Source organism: Corynebacterium breve (genome assembly GCF_030252165.1).
GTDB lineage: Bacteria > Actinomycetota > Actinomycetes > Mycobacteriales > Mycobacteriaceae > Corynebacterium > Corynebacterium breve.
Genome location: NZ_CP126969.1, coordinates 2,017,544 through 2,039,593 on the forward strand (window position 1 = coordinate 2,017,544; position 22,050 = coordinate 2,039,593).

General features: G+C 60.5%; 21 protein-coding genes. 15 read left to right on the forward strand and 6 right to left on the reverse strand.

The window, feature by feature from the left end:
- Positions 1-161 precede the first annotated feature (161 nt).
- The 7 genes from QP027_RS09825 to QP027_RS09855 all read left to right on the forward strand — a co-directional run bounded on the left by QP027_RS09825 (position 162) and on the right by QP027_RS09855 (position 7,627).
- Positions 162-3,116 (forward strand): Na+/H+ antiporter subunit A, encoded by a 2,955-nt coding sequence (locus QP027_RS09825; RefSeq protein WP_284824453.1) that lies wholly within the window; start codon positions 162-164, stop codon positions 3,114-3,116.
- Entirely contained in the window at positions 3,117-3,608 is a 492-nt protein-coding gene (locus QP027_RS09830; RefSeq protein WP_284824454.1) for a Na(+)/H(+) antiporter subunit C, read from the forward strand.
- Positions 3,601-5,388 carry a Na+/H+ antiporter subunit D gene (locus QP027_RS09835; protein ID WP_284824456.1) on the forward strand — a complete coding sequence of 596 codons (1,788 nt, stop codon included), beginning with the start codon at positions 3,601-3,603 and terminating at the stop codon, positions 5,386-5,388. The genes QP027_RS09830 and QP027_RS09835 overlap by 8 nt, the downstream gene beginning before the upstream one ends.
- Positions 5,388-5,900: a Na+/H+ antiporter subunit E gene (locus QP027_RS09840; protein WP_284824458.1), complete on the forward strand. Its 513-nt coding sequence runs from the start codon at positions 5,388-5,390 to the stop codon at positions 5,898-5,900. Before QP027_RS09835 ends, QP027_RS09840 begins: the two co-directional genes overlap by 1 nt.
- Before the next feature lie 2 nt (positions 5,901-5,902).
- The gene (locus tag QP027_RS09845; RefSeq protein ID WP_284824459.1) at positions 5,903-6,178 is read left to right on the forward strand and encodes a monovalent cation/H+ antiporter complex subunit F; all 276 of its coding nucleotides are present in this window, start codon (positions 5,903-5,905) and stop codon (positions 6,176-6,178) included.
- Position 6,179: 1 nt separating this feature from the next.
- A complete protein-coding gene (gene mnhG / locus QP027_RS09850; protein WP_284824461.1) occupies positions 6,180-6,563 on the forward strand; it encodes a monovalent cation/H(+) antiporter subunit G in 384 nt (127 codons plus the stop codon).
- Positions 6,564-6,721: 158 nt separating this feature from the next.
- Entirely contained in the window at positions 6,722-7,627 is a 906-nt protein-coding gene (locus QP027_RS09855) for a PDDEXK family nuclease (RefSeq protein WP_284824462.1), read from the forward strand.
- 127 nt (positions 7,628-7,754) lie between these two features.
- Here the strand turns inward: QP027_RS09855 and QP027_RS09860 are convergent, their stop codons facing one another.
- The 3 genes from QP027_RS09860 to QP027_RS09870 are packed head-to-tail and all read right to left on the reverse strand — an operon-like array spanning position 7,755 to position 9,848.
- Entirely contained in the window at positions 7,755-8,888 is a 1,134-nt protein-coding gene (locus QP027_RS09860; RefSeq protein WP_284824463.1) for a glutamate--cysteine ligase, read from the reverse strand.
- Positions 8,888-9,595 (reverse strand): LytR C-terminal domain-containing protein, encoded by a 708-nt coding sequence (locus tag QP027_RS09865; RefSeq protein WP_284824465.1) that lies wholly within the window; start codon positions 9,593-9,595, stop codon positions 8,888-8,890. Before QP027_RS09865 ends, QP027_RS09860 begins: the two co-directional genes overlap by 1 nt.
- A 10-nt stretch (positions 9,596-9,605) precedes the next feature.
- Entirely contained in the window at positions 9,606-9,848 is a 243-nt protein-coding gene (locus QP027_RS09870; RefSeq protein WP_284824467.1) for a DUF3263 domain-containing protein, read from the reverse strand.
- On the opposite strand from QP027_RS09870, the gene QP027_RS09875 reads away from it, so the two are divergent.
- Genes QP027_RS09875 through QP027_RS09895 form a run of 5 tightly spaced genes read left to right on the forward strand, consistent with a single transcriptional unit; the run spans position 9,847 to position 14,861 of the window.
- Complete coding sequence (locus QP027_RS09875) at positions 9,847-10,419, forward strand: peptide deformylase (RefSeq protein ID WP_284824469.1); 573 nt, start codon at positions 9,847-9,849, stop codon at positions 10,417-10,419. The two genes, QP027_RS09870 and QP027_RS09875, sit on opposite strands and share 2 nt — an antisense overlap.
- Positions 10,419-11,414, forward strand: a complete 996-nt coding sequence (locus QP027_RS09880; RefSeq protein ID WP_284824471.1) for an N-acetylglutamate synthase, CG3035 family — start codon at positions 10,419-10,421, stop codon at positions 11,412-11,414. The genes QP027_RS09875 and QP027_RS09880 overlap by 1 nt, the downstream gene beginning before the upstream one ends.
- A 5-nt stretch (positions 11,415-11,419) precedes the next feature.
- Positions 11,420-12,217, forward strand: a complete 798-nt coding sequence (locus QP027_RS09885; protein ID WP_284824473.1) for an exodeoxyribonuclease III — start codon at positions 11,420-11,422, stop codon at positions 12,215-12,217.
- Positions 12,218-13,699 (forward strand): cardiolipin synthase, encoded by a 1,482-nt coding sequence (cls, locus tag QP027_RS09890; protein ID WP_284824475.1) that lies wholly within the window; start codon positions 12,218-12,220, stop codon positions 13,697-13,699.
- Positions 13,700-13,751: 52 nt separating this feature from the next.
- Positions 13,752-14,861, forward strand: a complete 1,110-nt coding sequence (locus QP027_RS09895) for a Na/Pi symporter (RefSeq protein WP_284824477.1) — start codon at positions 13,752-13,754, stop codon at positions 14,859-14,861.
- Positions 14,862-14,908: 47 nt separating this feature from the next.
- Here the strand turns inward: QP027_RS09895 and QP027_RS09900 are convergent, their stop codons facing one another.
- Genes QP027_RS09900 through QP027_RS09910 form a run of 3 tightly spaced genes read right to left on the reverse strand, consistent with a single transcriptional unit; the run spans position 14,909 to position 17,041 of the window.
- The gene (locus QP027_RS09900; RefSeq protein ID WP_284824479.1) at positions 14,909-15,643 is read right to left on the reverse strand and encodes an ABC transporter permease; all 735 of its coding nucleotides are present in this window, start codon (positions 15,641-15,643) and stop codon (positions 14,909-14,911) included.
- Positions 15,643-16,581, reverse strand: a complete 939-nt coding sequence (locus QP027_RS09905; protein WP_284824481.1) for an ABC transporter ATP-binding protein — start codon at positions 16,579-16,581, stop codon at positions 15,643-15,645. The genes QP027_RS09900 and QP027_RS09905 overlap by 1 nt, the downstream gene beginning before the upstream one ends.
- A complete protein-coding gene (locus tag QP027_RS09910) occupies positions 16,574-17,041 on the reverse strand; it encodes an NUDIX domain-containing protein (RefSeq protein WP_284824483.1) in 468 nt (155 codons plus the stop codon). Before QP027_RS09910 ends, QP027_RS09905 begins: the two co-directional genes overlap by 8 nt.
- Before the next feature lie 82 nt (positions 17,042-17,123).
- Between QP027_RS09910 and QP027_RS09915 the strand changes: the two genes are divergently transcribed.
- The 3 genes from QP027_RS09915 to QP027_RS09925 are packed head-to-tail and all read left to right on the forward strand — an operon-like array spanning position 17,124 to position 22,004.
- A complete protein-coding gene (locus tag QP027_RS09915) occupies positions 17,124-18,629 on the forward strand; it encodes a GlnX family signal transduction membrane protein (RefSeq protein WP_284824484.1) in 1,506 nt (501 codons plus the stop codon).
- Positions 18,629-19,633 carry a glutamate ABC transporter substrate-binding protein gene (locus tag QP027_RS09920; protein WP_284824486.1) on the forward strand — a complete coding sequence of 335 codons (1,005 nt, stop codon included), beginning with the start codon at positions 18,629-18,631 and terminating at the stop codon, positions 19,631-19,633. The genes QP027_RS09915 and QP027_RS09920 overlap by 1 nt, the downstream gene beginning before the upstream one ends.
- On the forward strand, positions 19,617-22,004 hold the full coding sequence (locus QP027_RS09925) for a serine/threonine protein kinase (protein WP_284824488.1): 2,388 nt from the start codon (positions 19,617-19,619) through the stop codon (positions 22,002-22,004). The genes QP027_RS09920 and QP027_RS09925 overlap by 17 nt, the downstream gene beginning before the upstream one ends.
- Positions 22,005-22,050 lie beyond the last annotated feature (46 nt).

The following is a 22,050-nucleotide window of genomic DNA, read 5'->3' on the forward strand; positions in this document are numbered from 1 at the left end:
GTTGGCCGCGCCGAATCGACGCCGGCTTAAATTTGGGTGTTTTTCATAGTGCCTCAGTTGTTCACTCTGGTAGTCCACGCTGAGGGGCGGCACGCATAGGCGTTCGGCGAGTACGGCTTCACAATTCTTGTCCGCCTATGCACATGGGGAGCTGCAGATACGTGCTTACACTGCTTCTTGCCCTGACTATCGCCACGGCCGTGGCACCCGTGTTGATCCGGGTGCTCGGCCGCGCTGCGTTCGGACTACTGGCATTAGTTCCAGCGGCCGGGTTCATCTGGATGGTCAGCCTGTTCACCTCCGGAGCCTTCGCCCACGGCGGAGAAATACTCGCTGCCTTTGAGTGGATGCCGTCAGCGCACCTGAATCTGGATCTGCGCCTTGACCCGCTCGCAGGCCTATTCAGCTTGATCATCTTGGGCGTCGGTGCGCTGGTGCTGTTTTACTGTTGGGGCTATTTCGACTCCAACCCGCGCAGACTCTCACTGTTCGGCGCCCAAATGGTCGGCTTTGCCACCGCCATGTACGGCCTAGTCATCTCTGACAACTTCCTACTCATGTACGTGTTCTGGGAAATCACTTCGGTGTTGTCGTTCCTTTTGGTGGGATACTACGGCGAACGTGCGTCGTCGCGACGCGCCGCAGGCCAGGCACTGATGGTCACCACCCTGGGCGGCCTTGCCATGTTGGTGGGCATCATCTTGTTTGGACGCCAAACGGGTATCTGGCGCCTATCGGAAATCGCCACCTACACCGAGGTCGTCTCCACCCCTTATGCCACCGCGGCGATCATCCTGATCCTGGCGGGCGCATTGTCCAAGTCCGCGATTGCACCGCTGCACTTCTGGCTGCCCGGCGCGATGGCGGCCCCCACCCCGGTCTCGGCCTACCTGCACTCCGCAGCGATGGTCAAGGCCGGTATTTATCTGGTCGCACGCCTAGCACCGGACTTCAACGCGATTACGTCCTGGCACCTCGTTGTGATTCCATTCGGCCTCTTCACAATGTTGCTGGGCGGCTGGATGGCGCTGAAACAAAAGGATCTCAAGCTGATCCTGGCGTACGGCACGGTATCCCAGCTCGGCTTCATCATCGCAATCATGGGCATCGGATCCCGCGAGGCGCTCCAAGCCGGTCTCGCCCTGACGTTTAGCCACTCCCTGTTCAAGGCGGCGCTGTTCATGATCGTCGGCGCGATCGACCACACCACCGGCACCCGCAACATCCGCGAGCTCTCAGGACTAGGCAAGAAGCAGCCGTTCATTGCCGTTCTAGCAGTCATCTCAGCTGCATCGATGGCCGGCATTCCTCCACTTTGGGGCTTTGTGGCAAAGGAAGCTGCGCTCCAGGCCGTGATCGGCGAGAAGCTCCTCGTCGGAATGCCTGGCCAGCTGCTGCTGGTCGGCGTGGTCCTAGGCTCCATCCTGACCCTGACCTACGCCCTGTACTTCCTCTGGGGAGCCTTCGCCATCAAAGAAGGCAAAGGCACCTCGGAAGCCGTGGAGAAAATGCATCCCATCGGGCCTACACTGTGGCTCGCCCCTGCGGTGCTGTCATTCTTCAGCGTTGCATTTGGCCCGTTCCCTGGCTGGCTGGACAGTGCGATCAACACCCATTTGGACGCACGCTACCTCAGCGAAACTAGTCCCCACCTCGCGCTTTGGCACGGCATCACCGTCCCGTTGGTCCTCACTCTGGTCATCATCGTGGCGGGTTGCCTCCTGTTCTGGCAGCGCAAGCTCCTGCGCTATTTCTACGACGAGCGCCCAGCCTTGGGCAGCGCCGACGCCGTCTACGACAACACCTTGCGCTACCTGTCTAATATCTCGCTGAAGCTGACGGCATCGACCCAGCGCGGCTCGCTGACCTACAACTTGGGTGTCATTTTCGGGATCTTAATCGTGCTCCCTCTGGCAGCTCTGATCGTCGGCGAGCGTAACGACATCCGCATGATCCTGTGGGACACCCCGTGGCAGGCCATCGCGGCGATCATCATCGTCGTCATGGCATACGCGGCAACTCAGATGAATAACCGTCTCTCCGGAGTAATCGCGGTGGGCATGACCGGCTACGGCATCGCATTCATCTTCGCGCTGCACGGTGCGCCAGATCTAGCGCTGACCCAGGTGCTCGTGGAGACTATCGTCATGGTCGTGTTCATGCTGGTGCTGCGTAAGATGCCGACGCAAATCGACCCTCGCCCCGACCAAGACAACCGCCTGCGCGCCTGGCTGTCGATCGCCGTGGGCCTGTCGGTGACGGTTGTCGCGATGTTTGCCATCAGTTCCCGCCAAGAGCGCCCAATCTCCGACTTCATGCCGGACCTGGCCTACGAAATAGGACACGGCGCCAACACCGTCAACGTCTTGCTCGTCGATCTTCGAGCCTGGGATACTTTCGGCGAAATCTCTGTCCTGGTTATCGCAGCAACGGGTGTCGCCAGCCTGATCTACCGCACGAAGTCCTTCACCCGAGCTTCACGACGACCCACCCTCTCCACCACCTCGCGCCGCTGGCTGGCCGCCGATGTGGACTCCGAGAAGGCACAGAACCGTTCCATCATGGTCGACGTGGTCACCCGCATCCTGTTCCCATCCATGATGGTGCTGTCGATCTACTTCTTCTTCTCGGGCCACAACGCCCCTGGGGGTGGCTTCGCTGGTGGCCTCGTCGCAGCGCTCGCCTTCACGCTGCGCTACCTCGCCGGTGGCCGCGAAGAACTCGAAGAGGCATTGCCCATCGACCCAGCGAAGATCCTGGGCACGGGTCTCGTCGTCTCATCCATCGCCGCAATCTGGCCAATGTTCCTCGGTGCACCACCATTGACATCGGACTTTGCGACGATCGTCGTGCCGCTCATCGGCGAAGTCGCCATCCCGAGCGCCCTGCTGTTCGACCTTGGTGTCTACCTCATCGTCGTCGGACTGATCATGCACATCCTCACCTCGATGGGCGCGCAGCTAGATGCCGAGGAAGCACTGCGTAAGCAACGTGCCCGCGACCGAGCCAGATCGCTCAAACGCAAGGCGGAATTCCGCCGCAGGCAGCAAGAAATCCAAAAGAAGCAGCTGGCCGCAGCGAGCGCCAATGAGTCGTCGACAAGCGAGGAGAAGTAGATGGAAGCCAACCTGTTCCTCCTCATCGCGTCCGGTTCGCTGATCGCGGCAGGCACATACCTGATGCTCGATCGAGTGATGACGCGCATGCTGCTGGGCATCTTGCTCATTGGCAACGGTGCCAACCTGCTCCTGCTGCAGGCGGGCGGCGCGGCCGGGTCGCCACCGATCCTATTCCGTGATTCTGAGCTGCACGGCGACGAGATTTCCGACCCGCTGGCCCAAGCAATGATCCTCACCGCGATTGTCATTTCCATGGCGATGACGGCGTTTATCCTCGCGCTGGCCTACCGCCAATACCGCTATCGCACCGCGGATATCATCGAGGACGATATCGAGGATGCAGCAATCGCCGCCCGCCCGGCGACGGCTTCAGCTGCTCCGGATCACGATGCGTCCGACGACCCAGCGACCGGCCGCCTCACCGCCGAGGGCGACAGCTTTGGCCCGAAGTCGTTCGAAGAACCAGTCACGGAGGCGCACGATGATTAATGTCGCTGCCTCCTACGTGGGGTTCCTCCTGCCATACATGCCGTACCTGATTCCGCTTCCGGTGCTGCTCCCAGCTGCTGCTGCGGCGCTTGCGCTGTTAGTGGGCAAGCACCCACAGGTGCAGCGCTTCATCGCGAGCCTGACTCTGATCGTGCTGGCCATCATTTCTGCATCGATGATCCTGGTCGCGGATTTCGAAGGCATCCAAACCGTGCAACTTGGTGGTTGGGATGCCCCGGTCGGCATCACACTGGTTGCCGATCGTCTCTCCACCGTCATGCTGTTCGTCTCCGCGATCGTGCTGTTCTGCGTCATGTGGTACGCAATCTCGCAGGGCGTGCGCGACGGCACCGAGGAAGAACCCGTCGCGGTGTTCATGCCGACCTACCTTCTGCTGACCATGGGCGTGAATCTGTCCTTCCTCGCGGGCGACCTGTTCAACCTGTACGTCGGCTTCGAGGTCTTTCTGGTCGCGTCCTACGTGCTTCTGACACTGGGCGCCTCGCCCGATCGTGTCCGAGCCGGCATCGGCTACGTGATGGTGTCGATGGTGTCCTCCATGATCTTCCTGTTTGGTCTCGCCGGAGTCTACGCCGCTGTGGGCACCGTCAACATGGCGCAGGTGGGAATCCGCATGGAGGATATCCCCCAGGGCACCCGTCTGGCGATCTTCGGCACACTTCTGGTGGCATTCGGCATCAAGGCGGCGATCTTCCCGCTCGACGCCTGGCTCCCCGACTCCTACCCCACCGCCCCGTCGCTGGTCACCGCCGTGTTTGCCGGCCTGCTCACCAAGGTCGGCGTGTACTCGATCATCCGCATGCGCTCCACCGTTTTCACAGACGGTGGGCTTGACGGCCTCCTTATGTGGGTTGCATTGGCGACGATGATCGTCGGCATCCTCGGCGCACTGGCTCAAAACGACATCAAACGTTTGTTGTCGTTTACGCTGGTTAGCCACATCGGTTACATGATCTTCGGTATTGCGCTCGGGTCCGCCCAGGGCCTCTCCGGCGCCATCTTCTACGCGATCCACCACATTCTGGTCCAAACCTCGCTGTTCCTCGTTGTCGGGCTGATCGAACGCCAGGCGGGTACGTCGTCGTTAAGGCGCTTGGGCTCGCTGGTGTACTCCGCGCCGGTGATTGCGGTGCTGTACTTCATCCCGGCAATCAACCTGGGTGGCATCCCGCCGTTCTCCGGCTTCCTGGGCAAGATTCTGCTGCTTGAAGCTGGCGCGAACGAGGGCTCCTGGATGTCGTGGGTCCTGATCGCGGGCGCTGTGGTGACGTCGCTGCTCACGCTGTATGTCATGGTTTTGGTGTGGTCCAAGGGCTTCTGGCGCGACCGCAACGACGCACCCGAGGGCGGAATGGCCATCGCACACCCCTCCCCGCTTGCCGACGTCACCGACGTGGTCACCCTCGAAGAGCGTGCCGACGTGGGCAAACTGCCATTCGGAATGGTCGCCTCCACAGCAACGCTTGTGGCAGCGTCGCTGTCGATCACCGTGCTTGCCGGACCGATCTCTGGTATCACCGGGCGCGCTGCCGAATCCGCCCAGGATGTCACGATCTATCGCACCGCCGTACTTGGCGACCGCGCCGACAACCCCACTCGCCACACTAACCAAACACGCCTCGATGACGGTGCTGATGCCATCGATCGTCGCAAACACGAACTCCCCGAACCGATGCCCGAGACATCCACCCCGAACCCGGGACTGACCACCTCCCAGATCCCCGCGCCGGCACCGAAGAAAGAGGAGGTGGACCAATAATGGTTAATGGAATCCGAAACCGCCTCCGGATCAGCTTCGTCATCTGGATCACCGTCATGTGGACCCTCTTGATGGGCGAATTCTCCTGGGCCAACCTGTTCGGCGGGCTCGCCGTGGGCTTCTTCGTCGTGCTGGCGCTGCCGCTGCCGGCCATGCCTATTTCCAACCTGCACATCAACTGGGGCGCCCTGATCGCCTTTGTGTTCCGCTGGTTCTGGGACCTCGCGCACGCCTCCGCCAAGGTGGCCTGGCTCGCGCTGCGCCCCCAGGCACCGCCAAAGACAGCGATCCTCCAGGTGCCGATGCGTGTGGCCAACGAGCTCGTGTTGTACCTGGCCACCTGCGCCTACAACCTGCAACCGGGCGGCTCGGTGTCTGACATCGACATTGCAAATCGCACCTGGACCATCCACGTGCTGGACGCGACCACGCAGGCCGACATCGACCGCGAAATTCAAAACGTCCTCGACCTAGAGAAACGCATGATCAACATCTTCGAGAAGAGGAGCTAGCCATGGACCCCACTCTGTACAACGCGTTCCTTCTCGTCGCGGCGCTTCTGCTCACCGCCGGCTTTCTGATCATGACCTGGCGCATCATCATCGGCCCCGATTCATTGGACCGAATCCTTGGCATGGATGGCATTACCGCCATGCTCCAATGCGCCCTGGCTACCTACATCTGTTGGACGCTGGACACCACCGTGGTCAATGTCATGATCGTCATTGCGTTGCTCGGCTTCATCTCCACGCTGTCTGTCGCCCGCTTCCGCAAGAGGGATGGTTCCTAACATGACCTATGCACTTTTCGCTGACATCGTCTCCTTGATACTCATCATCCTGGGTGCGTTCTTGGTGTTTTCGGCCGCCGTCGGTGTGATCCGCTTTCGCGACACCATGAGTCGCGTCCACGCCATCACAAAACCGCAGACCACTGGGCTTGTGTTGGTTGTGGTCGGCTCGATCATCCGCGTCACCGGCTCGCCGCAGTTCGGTGTGGCTGAAAAGGGTGACCTGGGCATGCTCGTGCTCCTGGTGATCTTCGCCCTCATGACCAACCCGGTTACCGCGCAGCGCCTCGGCCGCGTGTCTCGTCGTGAAGCGCTGTACGGCCAGAAGAAGAATATGTCGCGCAATGACGCCCCTGCCGACCACCGTCCCCGTCGCGCGAAGTAGCTGCGCTGCCATTTTCCTAACGGCAGAACCCGAACGCCCTGGATGCTTCGCGACGACCGCGTGTGCCATCCAGGGCGTTCGGCATGTGCAATTCGGGATCTGGTAAAAAGTCGGCCTCCCCATGCAACCTTTCGGCAGATTTTGCAGTCCAATAGGTTATGACACCTGAATTCCTGCTGCAATCCCTCGCCCCGTTGCACCACCTGTCCAACACCGACACACGCACGCTGCGACAACTGCACTCTGGCAAGCTAAAGCGGCTCTCGCCCAATTACGCCATCGACTCCGACGTGTTTGAGCAAGCCCCGCGTCACCTGCAACACTGGATCGACATCGTGGCAAAGGGCCGGGACCGTCACGAAGCCGTCGCTATCGGGAGGACCGCCGCTAGATTGCATGGCATGTGGGTGGTGCCACTGACCGACGAGGTCGCGGAATTCGCCCTTCCGTCAGGCCACGTTCCGCCACTGAAGAACCAGGCGGCCGGCACGCGTTACCGCTATGCGGCGCTGACCAGCGACGACATCACTATCATCAACGGAGCCCGTGCGGTGCATCGCGTGAGGGCGTTCTTGGACATCGCTCGCTACCACGGGTTCGCCGAAGGGCTGGTGGCCGCCGATTGGCTGCTCGCCACCGGATTCACCAAACAAACGTTGACCACTCAGCTCAATCTCCTTGGCCGGGTCAAAGGAGTTGCGGTTGCGCGGCGGTGCATCGCTCACGCGGTGGCCAAGTCGGAATCGCCGTACGAGAGTTTCGCGCGTGCATTGCTGATCGAGGCAGGCATCGGTGACCTTGAGGTGCAGAAGCACGTCGGTTCGCGTACCCGCGTCGATCTTTGCGTAGCGGGTTTCCTCATCATTGAGGTCGATGGCGAATCGAAATACGACGGGGCCACCTTCGGAAAGTCAACTGATTCGGTGATCGTGGCCGAGCGCAAGCGTGAAAAGTGGCTGCAAAACTTAGGCTACCGGGTGTTGCGGGTGTCGCCTGCGGATTTGCATCGTCATTCTGCCAGTTTTGCTGCCACTGTGCGCTCAATAGTGGCCCGCGCGGCATGACCCCGAGCCACTTCCCTAACGGCAGAACCCGAACGCCCTAGATGCTTCGCGACGACCGCGTAAACCATCCAGGGCGTTCGGCATGTGCAATTCGGGATTTGCCGAAATGTCCGCCAAAACCGGCCACCTACGGCCAGGTCATGGACTCCATCTCGTCGCACGTGGCGTCAACGACGGCCTTCCAGTCACCGGTGACCTCGTAAACGCGACGTTGGCGGTGGTAGCCGGCCCCGCGCTCGAGGATTTCCAGGACAATCGCAAGTTCGGCAGCACATCCCAGCTGCTGCGCAACGGGCTGCAACTCATCGACCAGATCGACAAGCTCCTCGGTGACCCAACGTTCGTCGGTGTCGCGCGAGGTGATCACCAGCGCCTCGAGTCCGTAGCGGGCACCACGCCATTTGTTCTCGGCGTTGTGCCAGGGCTGCAGGATGGGTAGGTCAGCGCCTTCGTCGATAAGCTGGTCGTAGTACACCACGAGGCAGTGAGTCAGAGCGACGATGCCGGCGAGTTCGCGCAGGTTGGAGGTGGCGTCGGAGATGCGGACTTCGATGGTGCCCCATTTTGCGGCGGGGCGGATGTCGAAGTGCATGGAGCCGGTGTGGTTGATGACGCCGGAGGTGCGCTGGTCTGTCATGAATTGGACCCATTCGGCCCATGAGCGAAACTCGTACGGCATGCCTGCGGTGGGCAGCTGCTGGTAGAGCATGGTGCGGTTGGAGGCGTAGCCGGTGTCTAGGCCGTCCCAGCCGGGTGATGATGCCGACAGCGCCAAAAGGTGGGCGTACTTGGTCATCAGGGCGTTGATGATCGGCCAGACGCGGTCCTCATGCCGCACGCCAACGTGAACGTGAACTCCCCAGAGCAGCATTTGCTGTCCCCAGTATTGGGTGCGGTTGATGATCTCCGCATAGGTCATCTTTGCGGAGACGGCCTGCTCGCGGAAGTCGGAAAACGGGTGACCGCCGCTGGCCCACAAGCGAAGGCCTTTCTCATCGGCGACTGAGCGGATCTTGCCCAGGGTCTCGGTGAGGTACGCGACTGCCTCTGGAACCGTGTGGCAAACCGGGGTGACCAGCTCGATGGTGTTCTGGAGGAACTCGCGCTCTAGGTGCAGGCCGGGGTTGCGCGCTTCCACCTCCTCGATGACTTCCACGGCGCGTGGCACAAGGTCGCGCGTTTCGGGGTCGATGAGGCCAATTTCCCATTCGATGCCCAGTGTGGGCTCGGGCGAGCGGGCAAATTCCCGGTATGGATCCACTAGAGGTTTACCTGTCCTGTCATGACGAGGGTGAGGGCACCATCGCGCGTTGCTTCAGCAGGTAGGGTATCAACATTTTCTTGCGCGACGCCACCAATTCGGTCAGCTAATTCGCGTGCGCGCTGCTCAGCGCCTTCCGCCTGTGGATCAAAATAGACGGTGGTCTCGGGAACGATCATGGATTCTTCGGGGAGGTTGCCTACCTCGCCGATGTCCATGCCCTCGCCGCGCAGCTTGTCCGACACGTCCGCCGCAAGGTTAGGGACAGTGGAGTTGTTATATACGTTGATCTTTTTGCTTGTCGACGACTCCCCCGCCCCAGCCTGGCCGCTCGGCTGACCGGGCGCAGGTGCGTTGGTTGCACCTGGTGCTCGACCAGTCTCATCCGAGGCCTGCCCGGATGGTTGCCCGGCCGGCTGTGTAACAGGCTGACCAGGCTGACCAGGCTGACCAGGCTGACCCGAGGTCTGGCCAGACTGACCAGGCTGGGCAGGGGCGGTGTTGTTCTGCGTCATGTCTGGGGTGGCGACAGTCGCGGCAGGGTTGTTGTTGCCCTGAGTCAGGGTATAGAGGCCCCACAGGCCGAAAAGGACTGCGACGGCGATGAGGATCATGGCAAGGCCGCGGTACGGGAAGGAGCCCGCGCCGGCTGCGGAGGAAGAGCCTGCGGCTCCAGTTTCTTGAGTATCAGAATTCACGTTAGTCACACGCGTTACTCTAGCGTGCTGATTTATCGTCCTGGTCTCGGACACGCTGCAGCCGACGCACTAACTGGGGCCGGGCGGCCAGGGCGGTGGGGTCGTCGATAAGCATGTTGAGGCGTTGGTAGTAACGCACCGGCGAAAGGCCGAGCTCACTGCGGATAGCCTCCTCTTTTGCGCCGATGGAACGTGGCGCGCGGGCCTCGAAGTCGAGGAGGGTGAGGTCGATGTCGGACAGCATGCTTAAACTGTATGCCATGACCATTCGCCCAATTGTGATCCACGGCGACCCAGTCCTGCACACCCCAACGCAGGAAGTCACCGAGCCGATCGCAGATTTGCAAGAACTTATCGCCGACATGCACGAGACCATGGATGTGGCCAACGGTGTCGGCCTCGCTGCCAACCAGATCGGTGTGCCTAAGCGCATCTTCGTGTACAACTGCCCAGACGAGGGCGAGATGCGTCGCGGTACCGTGATCAATCCCATCCTAGAAACTAGCGAAATCCCGAAGACAATGCCTGCGGACGACGGCTCCGACGACGAAGGCTGCCTCTCCGTTCCCGGCGAGGGCTTCCCCACCGCCCGTGCCGATTGGGCCCGCGTCACCGGCCTGGACGAAAACGGCGAAGAGGTTACCGTCGAAGGCACCGGGTTCTTCGCGCGCTGCCTGCAGCATGAGGTCGGTCACCTCGATGGCTTTACCTACCTTGACGTGCTCACCGGCCGCTTCAAGCGTCAGGCGAAAAAGGCCGTTAAGGCCAATGGATGGACCGAAGCGGGTCTGACATGGATGCCGGGCGTCGACGAGGACCCGTTCGGACACTAATGTCCAGGATTTTCCGTTCCGACGAGGTCGGCGTCGGCGACCGCGTTGTTGTCCGCCGCAAGATTGGCGATCAGTTTTCCGATGTCATCGGCCACGTCGAGTCCATCGACCCGTTGGTGATCCGCCCGCAAGAGGTCGGCGGCTACCCGTCATTCCTGCCCACTGTGGAAATCACCCCGGAAGAGCTGCACGTAATCAAGCGGCTTTCCCCGCGGATGATTCGCAACTCAGATATCCGCGCCGTGGAAGTCGCCACCGCCAAGGCTTTTCCGGGCCGCGAGTCCCAGTGGTTTGGCGGCTGGCTCGCCCGCGCCGGCGAGGAGATCGCAGAGCGTTCCAACTCCGCGGCCCCGCTCGGGCGTTCCGTCGGATTCGAGCCGCTGCCGCTCAAAGAGCTGAACGAGTTCTACAGCGACCGCAACATGCCCGTGCAATTGCTCATCCCCGAGCGCATCGGTGCCTCCGCCGAGAAGCACGTACTGGCAGAACCCGGTTGGGAATTGTCTCCTGAAATCGTCGTCATGACGCGCGAGCTCACCGGTATTCCGAGCCCCACTGGTCGGCTTACTTTTCGCATCGACAACGAGCCCGATGCCGACTGGCTGGCTATGTACCACTTCCGTGGCCAAGAGTTACCTGTCGCCGCTCTGCGTGAGTTATCGGCCAAGATCGATGGCGAGCTGGGCTTTGGCAGGCTGCTCAATGACGACCGCGCCACCGTTGCCATCACCCGTGGCACGCTCACCGAGTCTGAGGACGGAACCCGCTGGCTGGGTTACTCGGCGGTGGAAGTGGCACCAGAGTTTCGTCGTCAAGGCTTGGGCACTGAGCTGGGCGTTCAGATGCTGCACTGGGGCTGCGAGGAAGGCGCGGACAGCGCATACCTACAGGTGATCTCGACCAACCGCGCTGGGCTGGGACTGTACAACAAGCTCGGATTCATGGAACATCACCGCCACCGGTATGCCACCTTTCGTGGAGGTCAACTAGGCTAGCTGGCATGCGGATTGCAACGTGGAACGTGAACTCGGTACGCACGCGCGCTGAGCGGATTGTCGCTGCCTTAGAGCGCAACGACATCGACGTCCTTGCCATGCAGGAAACCAAGACTGCCGACGACAAGTTCCCGTATTTCGTATTCCAAGCCGCAGGCTACGAGGTCGCACACGTGGGCTTCCACCAGTGGAACGGCGTGGCCATCGCCTCGCGCGTGGGGCTGGAGAACGTGCGCACGCAGTTCCAACGCCAGCCCGGTTTTCACAAAGACCCGCTGGAGCCGCAGAAAATCGAGGCCCGCGCGGTCGGCGCTACCTGCGGCGGCGTGGACGTGTGGAGTTTGTACGTGCCCAACGGCCGAGAAATCGGCGACCCGCACTACGACTACAAACTGAAGTTCCTCTATGCGCTGCAAGACGAGATCAATCCGGCTGCACCGCAGGTGTTTGCGGGCGACTACAACATCGCGCCGCGCGACGACAACGTTTGGGATATTCGCGCTTTCGAGGGCAAAACGCACGTGACAGAGCCTGAGCGAGCCGCCTTTGACATGCTGCTGGAATCCGGCCTCAGCCAGGTCACCCACGACGAACCCTATTCCTACTGGGATTACAAGGGCATGCGTTTTCAGAAGAACGAAGGCATGTTGATCGATTTTCAGTTGGTTACAGACCCACTGGCTCGTCGATTAGTAAAGTCGTGGGTCGATGTGGCTGAGCGCGACGGCAAGGGAGCATCCGACCACGCGCCGGTGATCGCGGACTACGACCTGCACGATGTGAGCCTCGACGAGGTTCGGTAGGTGTCAGGCTTTCTCTTCCCCGAGCTCGCGTGGTGGCAATGGCTGGGCGTACTCGTTGAGTTCGTGGTCAAAGTGGTGGCCATTGGTGTGGTGCCAGAGGGGCGCAAACCGGGCACGGCCAACGCTTGGCTGTTACTGATCATCTTCGTGCCGTTTCTGGGCGTTCCTCTGTACTTAATTCTTGGGTCGGCGCTGGTCAACCGCCGCAGGCACCGCATCCAGCAGGAAGCGCAGGTGATGATCGAAGATGTCCAGCGCCACGTCCCCGACATCCCCGCAGGCCACTCGTATACCGCCGACGTCGAGGGCTTAATCAGCCTCAATCGCACACTCACGGGACACCCCGCGTTGCAAGGCCACGTCAAAGCTCTGTGGACCGACTATGAGAAAACTATGCAACGGCTGGCCGACGCGGTCGACGAAGCGGAAGAATACGTCTCCGTCGAGGTCTATATCCAGGCCTGGGACGACACGTCTGCAAAGTTCTACGAGGCTCTGGAGCGCGCGGTCCAGCGTGGTGTGAAAGTTCGCCTGATGTTCGACCACATTGGGTCTTGGAAGTACCCCAACCGCTACAAGTTCCGCCGTCGCCTCACCGAGATCGGCGTCGACTGGTACCTCATGATGCCGCTGATTCCGTGGCGCGGCCGGTTCCGCCGCCCCGACCTGCGCAATCACCGCAAAGCCATTATCATCGACGGCCGCACCGCCTTCATGGGCTCCTACAACATCATCGATCGCTCCTACCTTATGGCCAACCACGTCCGCGCCGGCCGTCAGTGGATCGATGCCTTAGTCGAGGTCACAGGACCGATCGTCGCCTCACTAGAGACTATGTTTGCCATCGACTGGTACACCGAATCGGGCGAAACTCTCGACATCAATCCCCCGCTTAACGACGACCCCTCCTCCCCCGACCTCAACGTCCTCCAGCTGATTCCCTCCGGCCCGGGCTACATCACGGAGCCGTCGCTGCGCCTGTTCAACTCGATGCTCTATCACGCCGATGAACGCGTGATTATCTGCTCGCCCTACTTTGTGCCTGACGAGTCGCTACTCAATGCCATCACCACGGCTTGTTTGCGTGGAGTCCGCGTGGATCTTTTGGTCAATGAAAAGGCCGATCAGTTCATGGTCACGCATGCACAGTCTGCCTACTACCAGCAACTGCTCCAGGCCGGTGTGCGCATCTGGGAGTTCCCCGCACCGTATATTCTGCACACCAAGTTTGCCATCACCGATCCCGGAGCCCACGACCAAGTTGCAGTGTTCGGGTCATCCAACATGGACATGCGCTCTTTCCAACTGAATTACGAGAACACCCTGTTTGTCACCGAAGGCACCTTATTGGACGAACTGCATGAATTGGCGAATAATTATCTCAGTGTTTCCAAGGAGCTCACTCTGACTAAGTGGAACGAGCGCCCTTGGACACGACGCTACGTCGACAACGTAATGAAGTTGACCTCCGCACTGCAATAGCTTCCAACTGCGAAAGGGACTCCTTTTGGCCGCACCGGGCACAGTTTCTACGGTGTTCCCGCTGGAACACGACGCCGATCGGATCGCTCTATCCGCCGCGGGCAAAGCGGCACGCATCGCTGTCATTGTCGTGGCGGTGCTCGCGCTGGTGTTCAGCGTGTACCTCATCGCTGGCGGAGTCAACGAGATCAGCCTCCACCGCGTTGAAACTCTGGTAGACCTCGCCCGCAATCCCCTCATCGCGCTCATGGTCGGCCTCTTAGCCACCGCGGCAGTGCAGTCTTCCTCAACGGTCACTGCACTCGTCGTCGCTAGTGTGGCCACAGGCATCCTCGAACTCGACGCTGCCATCCCGATCATTTTGGGCGCCAACATTGGCACCACCGTCACGCCGATGATCGTCTCGTTTTCTTACCTGCACGACAAGCAGGACTTCCGCACCGCTCACTCCACCGCCGCGCTGCATTTGTGGTTCAACACCGTATTTGTGTTGTTGATCTTCCCGATCGAGTATTTCTTCGGCCCGATGCGGCATCTTGCCCCGCACATTGACCTGCCCGGCGAGCCTCTGCGCGTGGAAACATTTATCGAACTCGCCCGCCTGGTGCCCTTCCATGGCATGTGGTCGATCGTAGCTGGCATCGTGGTTCTGGTTGCCAGCATTCGGCTTATCGACGACCAGCTCAAACACCTCCTCACGCCCCTTGCCTGGAAACTCCTTGGCCACACCTCTAGCGGCTCGGCCGCCTTTGGATTCGGTGCGGGCATGCTGCTTACGGTGTTGATCCAGGCGTCGTCGGCAGTAGTCTCTGCGACTCTTCCTTTTGCCACCGCCAAGCTCGCGGATCTCCGCGGTTATATGGCAGTGATCTTGGGGGCCAACGTGGGAACGACGATGCTAGCGGTGATCACCGCGTTTGCTACCCCGGGCGACTATCCAACGGTTGCTTTCCAAGCGGCTATCGTCCACGTGGCATTCAACGTGTTTGGTGCGCTGGTTGTCGCATTAATCGGTCCGATGCGACGGCTGATTTACCGTTTGGCACGCATGTCAGGGCGTATCGCGGAGCGCAGCGTGTGGTTGACGTTTGGTGCAATGGCGCTGGGCTACTTCATTGTGCCGGCCCTGTTGATCAGTGTTTACTCGCTTTTGGAAATGTAAAAAGCCACTCCCCGGAGAGAGTGGCTTTGCAGGATGTAGAGCTCAGTTTAAGCGTCGCGGAGTTCTAGGACAATCACGCCGATGATCCAGAAACCAAAAGCAAACGCGGCGAAGATTCCGAACGAAGTCCAGATACCCCAATCAGGGTTCGGGGTGTCGTTGAGGAATTGGTTGAAGTTGTTAAACGGCGCGTACTTGAAAATCTTGTCGCCGACCTTCGGGATCATAGCCAGCATGCCTTCAAGGATGAGCCACCAGACAAGAACCAGCGACACAGCGCCAGCGGTCTGACGGATCAGCCAGCTAATGCCCTGACAGAACACGACAACAGCTGCAGTACACAGCGGGAGAACCCACAGGCTGCGCTTGACAAACTCGTTTTCGGTCCAGTCGATCGGGTTTGCCGCGATCAGGTCACCGGCGACGTAAGCGATAACCAAGGTGACAAAGCTCAGCACCACCGAGATGATGACGTAAAGCAGCAGCTTGGCTACCGCCACTTCCCAGCGCTGCGGGGTGACTTGGTAGTTGGTGCCCGACACCTTGAAACGGTACTCCGTGGTCACGATCATAATCGCCTGGATCATCACCACAGCCAAGGAGAAGGTGGAGTAGCTGGATGTGACAAGCATTGGGTCGTAGCTCGGTGCATCGGCAGAGTCCAGGGATGCGAACAGAATCGTCCAACCGATGGTGAAGACCAGGATCAACGCGGAGGTCCACCAGAAGGAAGCGGTGGAGCGTAATTTGGTCCATTCGGCAAGCATGTTACGAACAACCATTACTCAGCTGCCCCTTTCTGATGTCCCGTGCCGTGGTACTGCACGTCGTCTTCTGTGGTCTGGAGGAAAGCTTCCTCAAGCGATGCCTGGCGTTCCGCAAGCTCGGAGAGCATAACGCCGGTGGAGTACGCCAGCGCGCCAATCTCATCGGAGGGACGCTCCGGGATCTCCAGCGTTGGGCGGCCGTCGGCGTCGAGGGCCTGGTTAAACGAAATCCCCTCGGCGGTCAGCGCGCTCTTGAACTCTTCGAAGTGATCGGTACGCACAACGGTGGTCACTGTGGAGTGCTGCTTAATAAACTCGTGTACCGAGGTATCCGCTACCAACTTGCCCCGGCCGATGACGACGAGGTGGTCGGCAGTCAGCGCCATTTCGCTCAGCAGGTGCGAGGAAACCAAGATGGTGCGACCCTCGTCGGCAAGCGACTTGAGCAGGCTACGCACCCAACGGATACCTTCAGGGTCGAGGCCGTTGACGGGCTCGTCGAGAAGCAAGATCTCGGGGTCGCCGAGCATGGCGCCGGCGAGACCTAGGCGCTGTCCCATACCGAGCGAGAACCCGCCGGCCTTCTTGTTGGCTACATCGGTGAGGCCGACCAGTGCCAAGACTTCGTCAACACGGTGCTTATCAATGCCGGACGCCTGTGCCATCCACTGCAGGTGCGCGCGTGCGGAACGATTCGGATGAGTCGCCTTCGCGTCGAGCAGCGCACCCACCTTGTTCATCGGGTTCCGCATCTTGCGGTACGCCTCGCCGTTGATGGTGGCGGTGCCGGAGGTTGGTTTGTCTAAGCCCAGGATCATCCGCATCGTTGTGGATTTGCCTGCGCCGTTTGGGCCCAGGAAGCCGGTCACCACACCAGGTTCAACATTGAAGGTGAGGTCATCGACTGCCCGAACCTGACCGTATTGCTTTGTCAGGCCACTAAGTTCAATCATGGTTACTACAGTGCCACAGAATTGTTTCAAGTGAGCGTTCAAATGCAGGTAACAACGGTAATTCTCTAATATTTTCCAGTTCAACCCAACGGAGCTCCAAGGATTCCTCGTCCGCTTCGGTCGGGATAGGTTCCCCGTCAACCGTCCGGGCAAGCACGGTTGTGTAGCTCCAGCCAGACTCAAACGGGCCTGCCGTGACAAGTGAGTGGAACACGTGGACGCGATCGGTATCGATCGAGCATTCTTCGACCGCCTCGCGCAGCGCGGCCTCTTCCACAGTTTCATGGCTATCGCGCGCCCCGCCCGGTAGCGCCCAGGTACCACCGTTGGCCGTCCATTCAGCTCGGTGCTGCAAGAGAACACGTGATCCTGCCAGCAGAAACACGCCCGCAGCACCGTACTTACCCCAAAGGCGGGCACCATTGGGACCATCAAGCCATCCGTTGCCGTCACCAATCATGCATCCCAGAGTAGCCTTAGAACAAGTAGGTCGGGATGCCCCGCTCTGGTAATCACTATCGGCTTCACGTTAAGGTTAAAATATGACGCGAACCACTCAGGACAACACGCGGGGCCCCGCCATGCCCGGCACCGTTCCTGGTGGGTCAAGCTCGGCACAGCTTGAGGACGCTGCCGATGTCCCCGACCACGTCAATTTCCGCGAGGGAAACGTCGAAGACGCCTGGCTCGACCGCATCGAAGAACACCCCGAGGAAAAGACCTGGCGCACCCGTCTGGCCGATTCCTTTAGCGTTCCAATCAATTGGCTCAAGCGAACGTGGTCGTTCGTCGGCACTACGCCGGGCCGACTCGTCGCCGTTGGAGTGCTCCTGACCATGGCAATCTTCGCCGCGGGCTACGCCATGAGCCAGTCATCCGCCAACCGCCAGGACAGCCTCGACGCACTACTCACCGCGACTGAGCCGATGAGCAACTCCACCCACATCCTCTACACCAGCCTGTCGCAGGCGGAAACGGTCGCAACCAGTGGTTTCGTCGAAGGCGGCAGCGAATCCGCCTCCGCCCGGCGCGAATACCATGCCTCGATCGACCGAGCGGTGGTGGCGGCGAACATGGTCGTCGGCAATGCGGTGTATTCAGACCCGGAGGAAATGCATGAGATCCAGGAGCTAGTCACCGAGATTCAGCGCCAGATTCCCCTGTACACCGGCATGGTGGAAACCGCGCGAACGAATAACCGCATGGGCAACCCGGTCGGCGCGACTTATATGTCTGACGCCTCCGCCGTAATGCGCGACGACCTGCTGCCCCGGGCCTCCCGCCTGTTTGAGATCACTCGTGAACAGGTCTCCACCGAGCAGAAGCGCCTCTCACTGCCACAACTTGTGCCGATCTCGGGCTTGGTCGCCGCGATTGTGTTCCTCATGCTCTCCCAAGTGTGGCTGTGGCGCCTGACCCGTCGCCGGTTCAACCGCGGATTCCTCGCAGCCACTGCACTGATGGGCGTGGCGGTGCTGTGGGTGCTGGCCTCGAACTTCGCAACCTGGTCCGCCGGCACACGTGGCTTCGAGGACGCATCTGGGCCATGGGACGAGCTCACCACCAGCAGGATCCTTGCGCAGGAGTCGCGCACCGACGAAACCCTAGCGCTGGTTCGTCGCGAGTCCGTCGCCTCGACCCACTCTTTCGACACCACTTTCTACGAAGTTTCCTGGGCGCTCGATGCCGCCGAGAACGAAGATAACCAAGAACTGATCCAGGCTGCCCGCACGAGCTTGGACGATTGGAACCAGGCTCACCAAAAACTCAACATCGCCATCGAAGACGGCAACTACGACGAAGCCGTGCGCCTGTCTACCGCCGTCAATGTGGATGCGAACGGGCGCCCGACCTCTGCAATGGCATACAAGCGCCTGGACGCCACCCTGGAAAAGCTCATCTTGCAGTCCCGCAGCACGATGCGCGAATACATCAATGATGGACTCTCCGCCACGCACCTGGTGTCCGCGTCGGTGATGTTCCTGTCGCTGCTCTCGATCATGTCCGTATGGTTGGGCATCCGTCCACGATTGCAGGAGTATCTGTAATGCGACGCTTATCGACGATCACCGTGGCCCTCCTCGCCTCCGTCCTCCTAGTGACCGGCTGCAGCCCGCGCCCCGATTACGTGCCGCTGCCCGAACCGTTGCCGCTGAATTTCGCTGGGCAGCCGCTGCCGTCGGGTTCCCACATTGAGCCGGCGAATAAGGTCGCGCCCGAGCCCGCGAGCGACCGCGAGATCCTGGGATCGTTAAGACCTGACGACGCCACCCCGCAAGAGCGCGTCCCACGGATCGTACGCCGCGACCGCCTCGTCGTCGGCGTTGACCAATCCCAGTACCTGCTGAGCTTTCGCGACCCCGTGACCGGCGAGCTTACCGGCTTTGAGGTCGAACTCGCCCGCGAGATCGCCCACGACATGTTGGGCACCGGCGCCAAAGTGGACTTCCGGTTTGTGGATTCATCCGACCGCGCGAAGTCCCTCCAAGAGGGGCGCGTGGACCTAGTCATCCGCACCATGACCGTCACGCCACCGCGTCAAGACGTAGTCGACTTTTCCACGCCGTATTTGTCGTCCAACATGCGCATGTTGGTCCCACGCGGCTCCAACATCGTCGATATCTCCACCATCGGCAAAGGCACCATCTGCGTCGCCGACGGTTCCACCGCCGTCGACATGGCCCGCGTCCAAGCGCCGGATTCCTACCTTCTGATCACAAACCGCTGGGCAGATTGCCTCATGGCAGTGCAGCAGTTCCAAGCCGACGCAGTACTTGCCGACGACACCATCCTTTCTGGAATGGCTGCCCAAGACCCCTCCACCGATATTGTGTCCCTGCCACTGGCAAACCAGTTCTATGCCGTGGGAGTGAAAAAGGGCAACGAGGGGTTGGTCCGCCAAGTGAACTCCACCATGGAGCGCATTCGAAAAGATGGCACGTGGATCGAGATGTACAACAAGTGGTTCGGTGATTACTTGTCCGCTGCCGGCCCACCGCTATTGCACTACCGCGAAGAAGAGGAGGCGCTCCCCGATGACCAGCACCCTTGATCCTCAAGACAGGGGCACCGAGGCTGTCGCCTTTGATCCCTTCGCCGACGATGATGATGCCGACACCGGCACCGAAGCCGTCGCCTTTGACCCCTTTGCCGACGATGAAGAGGAAGAAGATAGTGCCTACTCCGATTTAGGTGGCCTTGGCGATCTGCTGAAGGACCTCGACCACCTGCGTGATTCCCGTGCGACTTCGCCACAGGAAGACACATCGGAGCGGGCTCGTCGTCTAGCGATTAACACCTTTCGCGAGCGCCACGGCACCAAACGAACCAACCGTGCAGTGGCCGACGGCATGGTCGAGCTACCGTGGGTGCCACCCACGAAGCCGGAGAACGCGCTAAAAGACCCCTCGGAGGCGATTCGTGAGAAGAAGATTTCGCCACCACAGCTAAAACCAGGAGACATGGTCGCCGGCCAGTACGAGATCCTCGGCGTTGTCGCACACGGCGGTATGGGCTGGATCTACCTTGCCGAGGACCACTTCGTGTCCGAGCGCCTCGTGGTGCTCAAGGGAATGCAAGCCGAGAAATCCGCCGACGAGACGGCTGCCGCGATCGCCGAGCGCGAGTTTCTCGCAGACATTACGCACCCGGGAATCGTGAAGATTTTCAACTTTATCGACGACATCCGCGTCCCCGGTGGGTTTATCGTCATGGAGTTCGTCGGCGGGCCGAGTCTGCGCAAACAGCGCAACAACCAGGAGAATCACCTACTTCCCCTAGACATCGCCATCGCCTACATCCTCGAAGTGCTGCCCGCGCTGGACTATCTCCACTCCCGTGGCGTTGTCTACAACGACCTCAAGCCCGACAACATCATCGTCACCGAAGACCAGGTGAAACTGATCGATCTGGGCGCCGTCTCCGGTATTGGTGCTTTCGGTTTCATCTACGGCACCAAGGGTTTCCAAGCACCGGAGGTGGCAACGGAAGGCCCATCGATCGCCAGCGATATCTACACGATTGGCCGCACGCTCGCCGCGCTTACTGTCCCCCTGCCCAAGCAAAATGGGATCTACCGTCAGGGGCTGCCTTCACCGACCGTCGAGCCGACCTTCCGCAGGTTCTTGTCGTTCTACAGGCTGCTGCAGCGGTGCTGCCATCCCGATCCGAAGCGCCGTTTTTCGTCGATAAGCGAGCTTGAGCCGCAGCTCTTCGGCGTGCTGCGCGAGGTGATCGCGCTGCGTGACGGCAAGAATTACCCAGCGCAGCACTCGCTGTTCTCGCCGCAACGTACAACTTTTGGCACCAAACACCTGGTGTTTCGCACTGACCAGCTGCTCGACGGCATCAACCGCACCGTGGAGATCACGCCACAGGAAGTCGTTTCTGCCGTACCCACACCGCTGATCGATCGTGATGATGTTGCCGCTCCGATGCTGAGCGGTTCCTCCTACGCAGAGCCCCAGGAAACGCTGGAGTCGCTGCGCCAAGCCATGCGCACCCCGGAATACGAGGAGTCCGACGAGATTCCGTTCGCGGTGGTGCGTGCGATGCTCGAGCTGGGGCTGACCAACCAGGCGCGCAACTGGCTGCAATCACTGGAGGAACGTCTTGCGCAAAACTGGCGGTTCAACTGGTACTCCGGCATCACCGAGCTGCTGCTCAATCAGCTCGAACCAGCCCAGCTGCATTTCGTCCGCGTGCTGGAGGTGCTGCCCGGCGAGGCAGCGCCGAAGCTCGCCATCGCAGCTGTGGACGAGTTAATCCTGCAGGAGCAGGGCATGGCTCACGAAGAGCTTCTCGACGACGCCACTGCCCGCGCCACCTCTAGCATCACGGCGCACTTGGGCATGCTGGACCCTGAAGTATTCGAAGACCTCACAGCCGACTGGACCCACATCACCACCACACCTTCTGACCTGCGCTTTAATGCCATGCGCTTGTACTCTTTGGTGTGGCTAACCAACCCAACGACGGTGTCGTCGGCATTTGGTCTTGCACGCCAGCTGATGGCGGAACGCCAGGTGGAACTTGCGGTCGCCGCCTTGGACAAAGTGCCGCAGTCATCCCGCCACCACCGCATGGCGCAGTTGACGACGATCCTGGACCTGATTTCGGACACCCTCACAGAATCGCGGATTCGCCGTGCTGCTCGCCGTCTGGAGGAAATTCCGACCAATGAGCCACGCTTCTTGCAGATGAAGATCGCTGTACTCAACGCCGGTCTGACTTTCTTGCGCGATGCTGGCGTGGACTCGGCGGCCTCACCGAATCAGCTTTTCGAATACGACTTCACGCAGCACGGCCTACGATTGGGACTATCCAACACCTTGCGCGATCAGGCACGCTTGTCGCCTTATCCACGGCACCGTTATGCGCTGGTGGACATGGCCAATAAAGTGCGCCCCTCGACCTGGTTCTAACGCTTTGGTGCTGCGCGACGCAGCACGAAGGCCCCCTGCTCCTGTG

Coding starts and splice junctions, on each gene's coding strand:
- QP027_RS09905 (WP_284824481.1), bottom strand. CDS start 16,581: ATGATTGAACTTAGTGGCCTGACAAAGCAATACGGTCAGGTTCGGGCA.
- QP027_RS09835 (WP_284824456.1), top strand. CDS start 3,601: ATGATTAATGTCGCTGCCTCCTACGTGGGGTTCCTCCTGCCATACATG.
- QP027_RS09830 (WP_284824454.1), top strand. CDS start 3,117: ATGGAAGCCAACCTGTTCCTCCTCATCGCGTCCGGTTCGCTGATCGCG.
- QP027_RS09925 (WP_284824488.1), top strand. CDS start 19,617: ATGACCAGCACCCTTGATCCTCAAGACAGGGGCACCGAGGCTGTCGCC.
- QP027_RS09875 (WP_284824469.1), top strand. CDS start 9,847: ATGACCATTCGCCCAATTGTGATCCACGGCGACCCAGTCCTGCACACC.
- QP027_RS09910 (WP_284824483.1), bottom strand. CDS start 17,041: ATGATTGGTGACGGCAACGGATGGCTTGATGGTCCCAATGGTGCCCGC.
- QP027_RS09840 (WP_284824458.1), top strand. CDS start 5,388: ATGGTTAATGGAATCCGAAACCGCCTCCGGATCAGCTTCGTCATCTGG.
- QP027_RS09845 (WP_284824459.1), top strand. CDS start 5,903: ATGGACCCCACTCTGTACAACGCGTTCCTTCTCGTCGCGGCGCTTCTG.
- QP027_RS09915 (WP_284824484.1), top strand. CDS start 17,124: ATGACGCGAACCACTCAGGACAACACGCGGGGCCCCGCCATGCCCGGC.
- QP027_RS09885 (WP_284824473.1), top strand. CDS start 11,420: ATGCGGATTGCAACGTGGAACGTGAACTCGGTACGCACGCGCGCTGAG.
- QP027_RS09870 (WP_284824467.1), bottom strand. CDS start 9,848: ATGGCATACAGTTTAAGCATGCTGTCCGACATCGACCTCACCCTCCTC.
- QP027_RS09900 (WP_284824479.1), bottom strand. CDS start 15,643: ATGGTTGTTCGTAACATGCTTGCCGAATGGACCAAATTACGCTCCACC.
- mnhG (WP_284824461.1), top strand. CDS start 6,180: ATGACCTATGCACTTTTCGCTGACATCGTCTCCTTGATACTCATCATC.
- QP027_RS09855 (WP_284824462.1), top strand. CDS start 6,722: ATGACACCTGAATTCCTGCTGCAATCCCTCGCCCCGTTGCACCACCTG.
- QP027_RS09920 (WP_284824486.1), top strand. CDS start 18,629: ATGCGACGCTTATCGACGATCACCGTGGCCCTCCTCGCCTCCGTCCTC.
- QP027_RS09880 (WP_284824471.1), top strand. CDS start 10,419: ATGTCCAGGATTTTCCGTTCCGACGAGGTCGGCGTCGGCGACCGCGTT.